This window comes from Opitutus sp. ER46 (assembly GCF_003054705.1).
In the GTDB taxonomy this organism is placed as follows: domain Bacteria; phylum Verrucomicrobiota; class Verrucomicrobiia; order Opitutales; family Opitutaceae; genus ER46.
Genome location: NZ_QAYX01000020.1, coordinates 316,452 through 328,444, shown reverse-complemented (window position 1 = coordinate 328,444; position 11,993 = coordinate 316,452). Strand labels below are relative to the sequence as shown.

The window sequence follows — 11,993 nt, the reverse complement described above, 5'->3', positions numbered from 1 at the left end:
CTAGGCGCGCGGCAGAAGTGCAGCGGCCCAGACCTCCGGCTTGAAGCCCACGAGTCCGACATTGGCGCCGAGGAGAAACGGCCGCTTCACGAGGCGACCATTGCCCGAGAGCAGCTTGAGCGCATCCTCGACGGACATCGTCGGGAGCTTCGTCTTCAGGTCAAGCGCGCGGTACTCGAGTCCCGACGTGTTGAAGAGCTTCCGCAACTCGCCGCCCTGGAAGGCCAGCATGCGCTTGAGTTCGGCGAGGGAGGGCGGGCGTTCGTAGATCGGTCGTTCCTCGACAGAGACCGCATGTGCGCGCAGCCAAGCCACCGCATCGCGGCAAGTGCTGCAGCCCGAGTAGGAATAGAGGAGCATGGATAAAGGGAGAGTGAGAGTGAGAGTGAGAGTGAAAGTGAGAGTGGAAAAAGGGCGAGGCGCGGAGCAAGGGCGCCGGAGTGTGAACGAATGCAGCCGACTTCCGTTTTCGCGTCAGCGAACACTATTCACCTTCACTTTCACTCTCACGTCGTCAGTTGCGGAGCCCGCGTCAGCGGGCGAAGCAACTGACGAAGTCTTTCATCACGCCGCTGAGGATGCCGCTGCGGCGGGCGAAGACGTGCACGATGCGCGGGTGCTCGGCGAGCGGGAGGCCCGGTGCCGCCTTGCCCACGACGCGGCCAAGCGAGGCCGGCAACAGCGCGACGCCGCAGCCCGCGGCGACCATCACCCCCACGGCTTGCGCGCGCGGCGCCTCGAGCACGATGCGGGGGCGAAACTTCGCCTGGCGGCAGAGCTCGCGGATGTACTCGGCGAACGCCGGCGCCGACTCGCTCGACACCGCGATCATGGGCTCGCCGGCGAGTTGCCGGAGCTCGATCTGCCGGCGGTGGGCGAGGGGATGACCCGCCGGCACGAAGCACAGCAGCGGCTCCTCCTGCCACGGCACAAACTGCACACCCGGCGTGGCGCCCGCGGGGTGCAGCCCGACAAACCCGCCGTCGAGCGTGCCCTGCGCCATCGCGGCCAGCTGCTCGGCCGGTGGACTGTCCTGCACCATCAGTTGCACGTTCGGGTGCTGCTCCCGAAAGGCGCGAAACACGTGCACCAGCTCGGGGCCGAGCACCGCGCTGACGAAGCCCAGCCGCAACCGGCTGGTCTCGCCTGACGCCGACCGCCGCACCGCCTCGCCGGCGCGCACGAGCTGCGGCAGCACCATGCGCGTCTCCTCGTAGAACAAGGCCCCCGCCGGCGTCAGCGCCACGCCGCGCTTCCCGCGCTGGAACAGCTCCGCGCCGACTTTCTCCTCGAGCGCCCGGATGTGGCGCGAGAGCGGCGGCTGCGCCAGATGCAGCTTCGCGGCGGCGCGGGTGAACGACAGCTCCTCCGCCGCGGCGGTGAAGCACTCCAGCTCACGCAGGTTATAGTCCATACCAGGATGGTATCACAGAACGGAAAAGGTGGTAGTTTTGTTATGGCTGACGGTCCGCTACGATCGCGGGATGGCCACCAGCGACACCATCAAGCGCGGACCCCTCCGGGCCCCTCAACGCTCCCTGCTCCGCGCCACCGGCGCGATCCAGTCCGAGGCGGACTGGGATAAGCCGTTCATCGCGGTCGCAAACTCCTTTGTGCAAATCATCCCGGGGCATGCGCATCTCGATGTCGTTGGCCGCAAGGTGCGCGAGGCCATCCGCGCCGCCGGCGGCGTGCCCTTCGAGTTCAACACCATCGGGGTCGATGACGGCATCGCGATGGGCCACAGCGGCATGAAGTACTCGCTGGCGTCGCGGGAACTCATTGCGGACTGCATGGAGACCATGTTGCGGGCGCACTGCTTCGACGGCGTCGTCTGCATCCCGAACTGCGACAAGATCGTTCCGGGCATGCTCATGGCCGTGGCCCGGGTCAACCTGCCGGCGATCTTCGTCTCCGGCGGGCCGATGCAGGCCGGCCGCATCCCGTCGTCCGGCCGCGTGCTCGACTTTGCGTCGGTGTCCGAGGCCGTCGGCCAGTTCTCCCGCCAGGCGATCACCGAGGCGGAGCTCACCGAGATCGAGCGGTTTGCCTGCCCCTCCTGCGGTTCCTGCTCCGGCATGTTCACCGCGAACTCGATGAACTGCCTTTGCGAGGCGCTCGGCATCGCGCTGCCCGGCAATGGCACCGTGCTCGCGACCGACCCGAAGCGCGACGCCCTATTCCGCGCCGCCGGCCAGCGCATCGTCGCCCTCGTGCGGGACCAGGTGCGGCCGTCGGACATCCTCACCCGCGCGGCGTTCGAGAACGCGCTGGCGCTCGACATGGCGATGGGCGGGTCGTCCAACACCATCCTGCACGCGCTGGCGATCGCGCGGGAGGCCGGGGTCGACCTGCGACTCGACGAGTTGAACGCCGTTTCCGAGCGCGTGCCGCACATCTGCAAGGTCGCGCCGTCGGGCGTGCATCACATGGAGGACATCGACCGCGCCGGTGGCATTCCGGCGATTCTGAAGACGCTGAGCACGCGGCCCGGCCTGCTGCACCTCGAGGCGGCGATGGTCTCCGGCCAGACGCTCGGCGCCCAGTTGCAGGCGGCGGAGGTGCGTGACCCCGAGGTGATCCACCCGCTCGCGCAGCCCTACTCGGAGCGCGGCGGACTCGCGGTGCTCTACGGCAACCTGGCCCCCGAAGGCTCGGTGGTAAAGGCGGCCGGCGTGGCGCCGTCGATGATGACGTTCCGCGGGCCGGCGGTGATTTTCGAGTCCGAGGAGGAGGCGCGCATCGGCATCCTCTGCGGCAAGGTTCAGGCGGGGCAGGTGGTGGTGATCCGCTATGAAGGCCCGTGCGGCGGCCCCGGCATGCAGGAAATGCTGGCGCCCACCGCCGCGCTCGCCGGCCGCGGGCTGGCCGAGTCCGTGGCGTTGATTACGGACGGCCGCTTCTCCGGCGCCACGCGGGGTGGCGCGATCGGGCACGTTTCCCCGGAGGCTGCGGCCGGGGGCGCGATCGCCCTGATCGAGCCCGGCGACATCATCGAGATCGACATCCCGCACCGTGCGCTCCGGCTCGCCGTGGACGAACTCACGCTGGAGCGCCGCCGGGCGCAGGCGCCGTGGCGTAAACGCCAGCCGAAGCTCTCCGGCTGGTTGGCCCGCTACGCCAGCATGGTCACCAGCGCCGCCGAGGGCGCGATCCTGCGCGTGCCGCAGGTCGTGCGCTGAGCGGTGCCCCGGCCGGACGGCGCGGTCGCGCGGTGTCGCCCGCCGGGATTGCGCCCGCCCCGGGCGTGGCGCCGCCAGAGGCTGCTGGTTCGCTGACGTCACGGATACGTGACGTGGCCGGACGCGAGCGAGCGCGGCCCGGCGTGCATGGAACCGGCCGGCGGGCCGGCTTGTCGCCAGCGTGCCTATGGCTCCGAGTCGTTTCCCGCCGCTGCTGCGGTTGATCCTATTTTTTGTCGGACCGTTTGCCGGCCTGGAACGGGCTGCCCAGGCCGCGGAGGGGGTGGACGCGGTGGAGCCGCCGCCGGTGCAGATGGAGGCGGTCGCAGTGAAGGGAGATGTCTTTCGCACGCTCGGCACCCATGGCGTGATTCACGGCAACCTGGGGTCTCTGGTCGGGGCGCACAATGTGCGTTGCCAGATCACCGCGGTAAATCCGGCGTCACCTGCGTTTCGCAGCGGCTTGCGCGCTGGAGATGAACTCCTGGGAGTGGCGGGCAAGGGGATGAACGCGTACTCGATCTATGGGTTGCGCGCCGTGCTCCAGGAGGCGCTGCGGGCGGGACGAGCGTTTGATTGCCTCGTCGACGCGCCGGGCCGGGGGCGGCGGACGGTGAGCTTCCAGGCCATGGCCGAACCGAAGCATCTCTGGTTGCCAGCGCCACCTCCCGCACCGCCGCCGGGAACGGAGCCCCTGGCGCCCGGCTCCGCGGCGCCGCTCTGGCGCAACGCCGGTCGGGCGTCTGCGATGGCGTGCCTGGAGACCCTGCTCTGGGCCCGCCACCGCCACGACCCCGATGCCATTGCGGTGTGTCTAGATCCCGACGACCCGGCGCTCGAGCCGATGCGGGTTCTCTTCGCCGCGCTGCCCGAGTCGGGACGCGCCTACTACCGTTCGCCGGCACGCATGCTGGCGGTCTTCGTCAGCCAGGAGATGCCGCCGGCCGAAACGAAGTCGCGCCAGACGTCGCTGCGTTCGGACCGGGCCTCGTGCGCCCTGGAGTTGCGCTTTGCGGAACCGACGGACGTCCGGACGCTGCGGCGGGTCTTCCGTTTCGTGCGCCGCGGTGACACGTGGTGTTGGAGTCCGGCGCGCGATGCGCTGCGCGACTACGCCGAGTTTTACCGTGGGGTGCCTTTCGGGCTGGCAACGCCCGATGCCGTGCCGGCGATCGCCTGGTTCTTCCAATCGTACTGACTTCGCCCGGATTTCGGTCGTTAGCCGCTGGGGACGCGCGGCTTGGTCGCGATCGTCGATTTATCATTTGCTTAATTAAGCATCGTCTTAATTGTTCCGGCATGCAGAGCCTTGCCGCCATCGCCGATCCGACGCGTCGCCGCATTGTTGAGCTGCTGGCGGCGCGCGACCGCACCGCGGGCGAACTGGTCGAGGAATTCGATCTGAGCGCGCCCGCCATTTCGCAGCACCTGAATGTCCTTCGTGAAGCCGGGCTCATTGCGACCCGGGCGGAGGGAAAGACTCGCATCCAGTCCCTCAACCCCGCCGCGTTCGACGAACTCGACGCGTGGCTGCAGCGCCAGCGCCAGCTCTGGAGCCGCCGCCTCGACGCCCTCGAGCGGGAGTTGCGGGCCGAGGACCAGCGAAAACGAAAGCCATAACCCACAGACGAAGCCAGACAACCCACGGTACCCACATGAAGACCCACCCACAGATGAACGCCCAACCCGCCCGCTTTCCCGCGCCCGGCGAGGTGCGCCTCGTGCGCACGCTCCCGGGGCCAATCGAGCGGGTCTGGGAGTACCTGACCGATCCGGACAAGCGCAGCCGCTGGTTCGCCGGCGGGCCGATGGAGCCGCGTGCGGGCGGCAAGATGGAGCTGTACTTCCGGCATGCGAACCTCGCCCCCGACGAGGTGCCGCCGGAAGGCTATCGCGAGCATCATGATCCCGGCACGCGGATGTCGGGAGCCGTGCTGCGCTGGGAGCCACCGCACGTGTTGAGCTACACGTTTGGCTCGAGCTCCGACGTTACCTTCGAGCTGACCACCCAGGGGGAGGACGTGCTGCTGGTGGTGACGCACCGCTCCCGCGGGGAGGATCTCGCGTCGATCGCGGAGTTCGCGAGCGGCTGGCACATCCACCTTGATCACCTGTGGGCGCAACTGGCCGCCGCCCCGCGTCCCAAGTTCTGGGCGGCGTTCGCCGTGCTCCACCCGTTCTATCAGCAGAAACTGGGCGCGGCGGCAGTCTGACTGCCTGCGCTGGTGCGCCGCCGTGGAGTATCCGCGGCGGCGCCGCCGGCGAGGTCAGGTGGGAAAGAGCGCGGCAATCCGATCGTGCCGGTAGTCGAAAATCCGCCGGAGCTGGCCGCGCACCCAGAGGCGCTCGGCGAGCGCGCCGGCCGGTCCCCAGCCGACATCATAAGTCACGTGGTCGGTCATCTGCAGCCCGCCGACGACCGGTGCGAAACGGTGCTCGTGATGCCAGAGGCGGTATGGGCCGATCCGCTGCTCATCAACGAAGTATTCGCCCGCGCGCACGTGCGTGATCTCCGTGAGCCAGCGCGTCCACACCCCCGGTAGGATGCCGACGCGGTACTCGATCATCTGCCCCGCGTACATGCGGGCCGGCGGATCCCCGACGATCCGGAACCGGAGTTGCGGCGGGGTGAGGGTGTCGAGGTTGCCGGGCGCGCAGAAGAAATCCCAGATGCGCGCCGGATCGCCGGCAACGAACTGCTCGCGGTGCAGGTGGCGAATCATGCGGGGCAGGATGCCCGTCCGGCCGGGCGCGGCAAGGGGGCGGGGACGCCCGGTGCGGGCGGGATCAGGCCGCGAGTTGGGCGATCTGCGAACGCGCCGCGGCGAGCGAGGCGGCCCGGAGCGCCGCGCGGGAGGTGTTCTCCGCGCGGACGAACGTGATGTCGGTGATGCCGAGGAAGCCGAGCACGGCGCGGAGATAGGACTCCTGGTGATCGAGGACCTCGAGCGGCGTCTGCGCGTAGGCGCCGCCGCGGGAGGAGACGACGATCACGCGCTTGTTGCCCGCGAGCCCGCGCGGACCGCTGCTGGTGTATTCGAAGGTCTTTCCGGCCACCGCCACGCGGTCGAACCAGGCCTTGAGCTGCGACGGAATGCCGAAGTTGTACATGGGCGCGCCGATCACGACGATGTCGGCGGCGAGGAACTCCTCGAGCGCGGCAGCGCCCGCCGCGCGCTCGGCCGCCGTCTCGGGCGACCCGGCCAGATGCCCGGCGGAAAGATGGGCCAGCGGCTGGGCCGCGAGGTCGCGGTAGGTGACGCTGAGCTGCGGGTGCAGATGCTGTTCGGCGGCGACGACTTCGGCCGTGAGCAGGCGCGAGACCGAGTTCTCGCCCGTGATGCTGGAGTCGAGGTGGAGCAGGCGGAGCGATGTGGTGTTCATGCCGGCACGATACCACCGCCGCGGCGGGCCGCCTACTGCGCGCCCACCATCGCAGCCATGCGCGCGGCGCATGATCCCGCCGCGAGTGTCACGCATTACGTGACATCGGCCCGCGGCGGAACTGTCACGTAATACGTGACACTGGCGTCGGAGCTACGAGGGAACGGCGCGGAAAACTGTCACGTATTACGTGACAGTGGGCGGAGGCGGCAGGGCGGAAAGTGTCACGTATTGCGTGACAGTTTGGCGGGGCGAGTTCGGGCCTGACGCGGGGCGCGCGGGTTCTCAACATGCCCGGATGCTTCAACCAGGTTCACTCGGCACTCCCAACACCCAGGGCGCGACACGCGTCCTCCTGCTCGGCTCCGGCGAGCTGGGGAAGGAGGTCACCATCGAGCTGCAGCGGCTGGGCTGCGAGGTGATCGCCTGCGATCGCTACCAGGACGCACCGGCGATGCAGGTCGCGCACCGGAGCCACGTGTTCCCGATGCTGGACGAGCTGTCGCTGCGGCGGGTCATCGCGCAGGAGAAGCCCGATCTGGTGGTGCCGGAGATCGAGGCGATCGCGACGCACGTGCTCGTGGACCTGGAGCAGAAGGGCCAGCGCGTGGTGCCGACCGCGCGGGCGGCGCGGCTCACGATGAACCGCGAAGGGATCCGCCGGCTGGCGGCGGAGGAACTCAAGTTGCCCACGTCGCCGTATCGCTTCGTCGATGACGAGGCCATGGCGCTCGCGGCGGGGCGCGCGCTTGGGTTTCCCTGCGTGTTGAAGCCGCTGATGTCATCGTCCGGCCACGGGCAGAGCCTCGTGCGCACCGAAGGCGATATGGCGCGCGCCTGGAAGTATGCGCAGGAAGGCGCGCGGGCGGGGGCGGGCCGCTGCATTGTCGAGGGCTTCGTGCGGTTCGACTACGAGATCACGGTGCTGACGGTCTCGGCGGTGAATGGCATCCAATGCTGTCCGCCGGTCGGGCACGTCCAGATCGACGGCGACTACCGCGAGAGCTGGCAGCCGTGCCCGATGTCCCCCGCGGCCTGGGCGAAGGCGCAGCATATCGCGAAGACAATCGTGGGCAACCTGGGCGGCTGGGGCATCTTCGGCGTGGAGTGCTTTGTTTGCGGCGACGAGGTGATCTTCTCGGAGGTCAGCCCGCGCCCGCACGACACGGGGCTGGTGACGATTGGCAGCCAGCAGTGGTCGGAGTTCGCGCTGCATGCGCGGGCCATCCTCGGCCTGCCGGTGCCGCCAATCGTGCTGCTGCGGCCGGCGCACAGCGTGGCGCTGCTCGGAACGGGTTCGGGCGTGCCGTCGTACTCCGGGCTCGAGCAGGCGCTGGCGGTGCCGGAGACGCACCTGCGGCTTTTCGGCAAACCCGAGTGTCGCGGCCACCGCCGGCTCGGCGTGGTCGTGGCGACCGGCGAGACGCCGGAGGTCGCGCGCGCCCGGGCGCGCGAGGCGGCGGCGGCGGTAAAAATCCAGCTCGCCTAGCCTAGCAGCCTGTCGGACTTCGTCCGCAGGCTGCTAATCAAAATGGATGCGCCATTTTGGTTGGGATGAGGGAACGCGGAGTTCGATTGGGGCTTTGGGGGGGTACAGACTCGGCGGCAACAACATCGCGGTGTCTCGACGAGTTGAGCTGCTTTGTGCGGGAGAATCATTTTGGCCGCCGGACCTGATCTATTTCTCGGGCACGGAGGTGTTCCCGACGCTCAATTACACCATACAGCAGCTCTTCGCGGAGAACCGCGGGGATGCCTGGTTGCCGACGACGCTCCAGGCGGCAGGACGTGGCGCGGCCTCGACTGTGCGCGATCCCGCGACGGGCGAGGTCGTGATCACGATCCTGCGTTTCGAACCACGAAAGGCAGGAGGGTGGAACCGCGAAAGACGCGAAGGGGGCGCGAAAAAGTGCGGTGGGAGAGGGTGAGTGGACGGTTCGCAGGTTGCAGGTTTGAAGGTTGCAGGTTCCGAACCACGAAAGGCAGGAGGGTGGAACCGCGAAAGACGCGAACACGCGCGAAAACGTGCGGTGGAAGAGGGACTGGTAGCGATATCGCGTGAGGGGCTGAATAGCCTCGGGTTTTCGCGGCTGGGTTCGCGGGCGTTCGCGGTGACTCTTCGGCAGACCAAGGCAGATGCTTAACCACGAATGCACACGAAGGGACACGAATGAATCGCGGACGGAGGAAAGGAACCGCGAAAGGCGCGAAGGGGCGCGAAAACGTGCGGTGGGCGGGAGCGCGTGGACGGTTCGCAGGTTGCAGGTTTGAAGGTTGCAGGTTCCGAACCACGAAAGGCAGGAGGGTGGAACCGCGAAAGACGCGAACACGCGCGAAAACGTGCGGTGGAAGAGGGACTGGTAGCGATATCGCGTGAGGGGCTGAATAGCCTCGGGTTTTCGCGGCTGGGTTCGCGGGCGTTCGCGGTGACTCTTCGGCAGACCAAGGCAGATGCTTAACCACGAATGCACACGAAGGGACACGAATGAATCGCGGACGGAGGAAAGGAACCGCGAAAGACGCGAAGGGGCGCGAAAACGTGCGGTGGGCGGGAGCGCGTGGACGGTTCGCAGGTTGCAGGTTTGAAGGTTGCAGGTTCCGAACCACGAAACGCGGGAGGGTGGAACCGCGAAAGGCGCGAACAGGCGCGAAAACGTGCGGTGGGCGGGGGACGGACCTGCAACGTTTCAACATTCAACCTGCAACAGCGCGAGGCGCCCGCGCCTCGCGCCTACCGGCGCGCCGCGATCATCAGCACGGCGGCGGCGGTGCCGTCCATCGTGGGCTCGTTGGTCGAGTAGTCCTGGTAGTCGTTGTGGTAGACGGCGCGGGCGTCCTGGAACGCGGCGAACGGATCCGGCTCGGTGATGGTGACGCCGCGCAGTGACTTGAAGATGCGCTCGTACACGGGGCCGTCGACGAGTCCGCCGGCGACGCGGCGGCCGGTGAGCTTCGTGGTCTGGAGGTGGACGGCGGTCGGGAACACGCGGCCAACCTCGGTGAACATGGTCGTGCCCCAGGGATTGCGGCCGAGCAGCCAGTCGGCGTGCCGCGCGGCGAAGGCGGCGTAGGAATGGTCGCCCGTCATCTCCGCGTAAAACGCGGCCTGGGTGACGAGGGCCACGGTGAGGTTGTTGGAGCACCAGATGAACGGCACGCCGATGCCGTACGGGTTGCCAGCGGCGACCTTGGTGCACGCGTCGAGCCCGGTGCGGTAGTAGCCGGCGAGCGTGCGCTGGAACTCGGGGTCGACGAGCCCGTGCAGGCGAAAGTGTCCGACGTTGAGGAACGGGTAGTACTGATAATGTCCGGTCTGTTCGCGGCCCATCCACGTGTCGTTCGCCGCGAGGGCGGCGTAGCGCTTCGCGTCGGCGAGGAAGGCGGCCTCGCCCGTGGCGCGGGCGAGTTCGGCGGCGCCCCATTCCATGTCGTCCGCCCAGGTGGTCTCCTCGTAACGGTATGGCGCGCGGACCGAATTGCCCTGCTGCACGCCCTCCTGGCAGCGGCCGAGGGCGTACACCTCGCGGCCGGCCTGGAGACAGCGGTCGGCGAAGGCGCGCTCGCCGGGGACGTCATGCCAAACCTGGTACGCGAGGGCCATCGCCGCGGCGTAGCGGCCGGCAAGGTTGGCGAGACCGGTGGAAGCGCTCGGAAACTTGCCGAGCCCTTGTGGCCGGCCGTCGGCGAAATAGACGACGCGAGCCGCGCCGGGGCCCCAGCCGTAATCGGCGGTGTCCTGAGGCGGGAGTCGCAGCCCCATGTGGTCGCGGTCGTCGGCAACCTGGTGATAAAGCGCGTCGGGCGTGGGATGGAGCTTCAGCAGCCAGTCGAGACCCCAGCGCGCCTCGTCGAGCACGTCGGGCACGCCGTTGGGCTGCGGCGTGCCGCGGGCATCGACGCGATCAAGCCGACGAGCGGACTCGGGCGCCAGGAGGTATGCGAGCAGGAGTTGGGCGGTGGCGTTGCCGGAGGTGAGTTGGTATTTGAGCAGGTCGCCGGCGTCGTGCCAGCCGCCGCGGGCGTCGAGGCGGGTGCCGGCGGGGAGGGGCCCGTAGGCAGTGCGGCCATCCTCCTGGTGACATTCGGTGTCGAGCCACGGGTTGTAGCCGCAACGCTGCTGGCGCATGAACTCGAGCAACGCGGCGGACAGGTCGGCGCTGGCATCGGCGGCGATGGAGAACGGCAGGGAGCGCGATTCACCGACGGCGAGGACGTAGGTGCCGGGGTGAGCGAAGGCGGAGAAGTCGAGTTCCGCGTGATAGGTGAACCGACCCCACGTGCCGGGCGTGAGCGGACGCGCGGCGAGGGTGGCGGCAACGCGGTCGGAGGCGGCGTCGACCACGGAGAACTCGGCGGGAAGGGGCGCGTCGGACAGCGCCACGGCGAGCTTCGACGCGGTGGGGGCGTAGCCGAGTTGATTGACGCGTACGTGCGTCGCGGCAGCGAGCGACGAGGACGCCGCGGCGAGCAGGGCGGAGAGGAAGACCGTGGAGAGGTGGCGGACGAACGTCATGGTTGGGCTGGAGAAAGCAGTTCGTCGACGCGCACGAAGCTGTAGCCGCGTGCGGCGAGCGTATCGAGCAGCGCGCCGAGCTGGGCGGACATCTTGTCGGTGCGTTCGGGGCCCGCGCCCAGGTGCAGGAGGAGCAGGTAGCCGTTGAGCCCGTGCGGGTCGGACTCCTCGCGGGCGAGGATGCTGCGGATGATGGCCGCGGAAGAGATGAAGTTGGGCGCGGTGTCGGCGAGGTAATCGGCGGCGGAGCGGGTGCCGCCCGTGTGGTTGATCAGCCGGAGCCCGAGCGCCTCGGTCCAGCGTGCAATCTCGGCGTCGTAGTGCTCGAACGGCGGCAGGTACCAAAGGGTGGGCGCGGGCGAGAGTCGGGCGAGCTTGGCACGGTTCGCGGTGAGATCGGCGGCGAATACCTCGCGCGTGACGAGACGGGTCTTGGCGGGCGTCCAATCGCAGAGCAGCAAGTGCTGGTCGGAGTGGGGGCCGACGTAGTGCCCCTCATGCACCAGGCGCTGAAGGAGCGGAGCGAACGCGGGGTTGTCGAGGAAGACTCCGGTGAGAAAGAAGGACGCGCGGGCGTGGTGGCGGTTGAGGGCGGCGAGGATGTCCGGTGCGCCCTCGGCGAAGGAGTGGCCGGTGAACACGAGGGCGACGCGCTTGGCGTCTGTCGGGCCGCGCACGACCGCACCCTCGCGCCAAGTGCAACCGGGGGCGACGGCGGGAAGGGACGAGGCGGCGGCGGAGTCGACCGGCGACGGAGCGGCGGTCGGCGACGTGGAAGGCGCGGTGGCGGCGGCGGCGGCCGGAACGCTGTTGACGATAGCGAAAGCGAGGAGGGGGCCGAGGGCGGCGAGACGGCGGAGGACGGAGGGGGTGAGCGGATGCCGGACGCGGAAGAACAGGCTCATGGGTGCCGC

11 protein-coding genes are annotated in these 11,993 nt (G+C 68.9%); 5 read left to right on the top strand and 6 right to left on the bottom strand.

Annotated elements, in window-relative coordinates; genetic code table 11:
* The gene (locus DB354_RS08075; RefSeq protein ID WP_107834938.1) at positions 1 to 360 is read right to left on the bottom strand and encodes an arsenate reductase family protein; all 360 of its coding nucleotides are present in this window, start codon (positions 358 to 360) and stop codon (positions 1 to 3) included.
* A gap of 172 nt (positions 361 to 532) precedes the next feature.
* Positions 533 to 1,414 (bottom strand): LysR substrate-binding domain-containing protein, encoded by an 882-nt coding sequence (locus DB354_RS08070; RefSeq protein ID WP_107834937.1) that lies wholly within the window; start codon positions 1,412 to 1,414, stop codon positions 533 to 535.
* Positions 1,415 to 1,484: 70 nt separating this feature from the next.
* Here DB354_RS08070 and ilvD point away from each other — a divergent pair, with 70 nt between their 5' ends.
* The 4 genes from ilvD (at position 1,485) to DB354_RS08050 (ending at position 5,395) form a co-directional block, all read left to right on the top strand.
* Complete coding sequence (gene ilvD / locus DB354_RS08065) at positions 1,485 to 3,182, top strand: dihydroxy-acid dehydratase (protein WP_107834936.1); 1,698 nt, start codon at positions 1,485 to 1,487, stop codon at positions 3,180 to 3,182.
* Between the two features lie 187 nt (positions 3,183 to 3,369).
* Positions 3,370 to 4,380, top strand: a complete 1,011-nt coding sequence (locus DB354_RS08060) for a PDZ domain-containing protein (protein ID WP_107834935.1) — start codon at positions 3,370 to 3,372, stop codon at positions 4,378 to 4,380.
* Between the two features lie 101 nt (positions 4,381 to 4,481).
* Complete coding sequence (locus tag DB354_RS08055; RefSeq protein ID WP_107834934.1) at positions 4,482 to 4,802, top strand: metalloregulator ArsR/SmtB family transcription factor; 321 nt, start codon at positions 4,482 to 4,484, stop codon at positions 4,800 to 4,802.
* Positions 4,803 to 4,837: 35 nt separating this feature from the next.
* Positions 4,838 to 5,395: an SRPBCC family protein gene (locus tag DB354_RS08050; RefSeq protein ID WP_233256588.1), complete on the top strand. Its 558-nt coding sequence runs from the start codon at positions 4,838 to 4,840 to the stop codon at positions 5,393 to 5,395.
* A 54-nt stretch (positions 5,396 to 5,449) separates the two neighbouring features.
* Here DB354_RS08050 and DB354_RS08045 read toward each other — a convergent pair whose 3' ends face one another.
* Together DB354_RS08045 and DB354_RS08040 are read right to left on the bottom strand one after the other, a co-directional pair.
* Positions 5,450 to 5,905: an SRPBCC family protein gene (locus DB354_RS08045; RefSeq protein WP_107834932.1), complete on the bottom strand. Its 456-nt coding sequence runs from the start codon at positions 5,903 to 5,905 to the stop codon at positions 5,450 to 5,452.
* 64 nt (positions 5,906 to 5,969) lie between these two features.
* The gene (locus tag DB354_RS08040) at positions 5,970 to 6,566 is read right to left on the bottom strand and encodes an NAD(P)H-dependent oxidoreductase (protein WP_107834931.1); all 597 of its coding nucleotides are present in this window, start codon (positions 6,564 to 6,566) and stop codon (positions 5,970 to 5,972) included.
* Between the two features lie 298 nt (positions 6,567 to 6,864).
* On the opposite strand from DB354_RS08040, the gene purT reads away from it, so the two are divergent.
* Positions 6,865 to 8,055: a formate-dependent phosphoribosylglycinamide formyltransferase gene (gene purT / locus DB354_RS08035; protein ID WP_107834930.1), complete on the top strand. Its 1,191-nt coding sequence runs from the start codon at positions 6,865 to 6,867 to the stop codon at positions 8,053 to 8,055.
* A gap of 1,242 nt (positions 8,056 to 9,297) precedes the next feature.
* On the opposite strand, the gene DB354_RS08025 is transcribed toward purT, so the two are convergent.
* Positions 9,298 to 11,079 (bottom strand): glycoside hydrolase family 9 protein, encoded by a 1,782-nt coding sequence (locus DB354_RS08025; RefSeq protein ID WP_107834928.1) that lies wholly within the window; start codon positions 11,077 to 11,079, stop codon positions 9,298 to 9,300.
* Positions 11,076 to 11,984, bottom strand: a complete 909-nt coding sequence (locus tag DB354_RS08020; RefSeq protein WP_107834927.1) for a polysaccharide deacetylase family protein — start codon at positions 11,982 to 11,984, stop codon at positions 11,076 to 11,078. Before DB354_RS08020 ends, DB354_RS08025 begins: the two co-directional genes overlap by 4 nt.
* Between the last annotated feature and the right edge of the window lie 9 nt (positions 11,985 to 11,993).

Bases quoted from the DNA above. Each gene is read 5' to 3' on its own strand.
- DB354_RS08020 (WP_107834927.1), bottom strand. From the start codon at position 11,984: ATGAGCCTGTTCTTCCGCGTCCGGCATCCGCTCACCCCCTCCGTCCTC.
- DB354_RS08075 (WP_107834938.1), bottom strand. From the start codon at position 360: ATGCTCCTCTATTCCTACTCGGGCTGCAGCACTTGCCGCGATGCGGTG.
- DB354_RS08060 (WP_107834935.1), top strand. From the start codon at position 3,370: ATGGCTCCGAGTCGTTTCCCGCCGCTGCTGCGGTTGATCCTATTTTTT.
- DB354_RS08050 (WP_233256588.1), top strand. From the start codon at position 4,838: ATGAAGACCCACCCACAGATGAACGCCCAACCCGCCCGCTTTCCCGCG.
- DB354_RS08070 (WP_107834937.1), bottom strand. From the start codon at position 1,414: ATGGACTATAACCTGCGTGAGCTGGAGTGCTTCACCGCCGCGGCGGAG.
- DB354_RS08055 (WP_107834934.1), top strand. From the start codon at position 4,482: ATGCAGAGCCTTGCCGCCATCGCCGATCCGACGCGTCGCCGCATTGTT.
- DB354_RS08040 (WP_107834931.1), bottom strand. From the start codon at position 6,566: ATGAACACCACATCGCTCCGCCTGCTCCACCTCGACTCCAGCATCACG.
- DB354_RS08045 (WP_107834932.1), bottom strand. From the start codon at position 5,905: ATGATTCGCCACCTGCACCGCGAGCAGTTCGTTGCCGGCGATCCGGCG.
- ilvD (WP_107834936.1), top strand. From the start codon at position 1,485: ATGGCCACCAGCGACACCATCAAGCGCGGACCCCTCCGGGCCCCTCAA.
- DB354_RS08025 (WP_107834928.1), bottom strand. From the start codon at position 11,079: ATGACGTTCGTCCGCCACCTCTCCACGGTCTTCCTCTCCGCCCTGCTC.
- purT (WP_107834930.1), top strand. From the start codon at position 6,865: ATGCTTCAACCAGGTTCACTCGGCACTCCCAACACCCAGGGCGCGACA.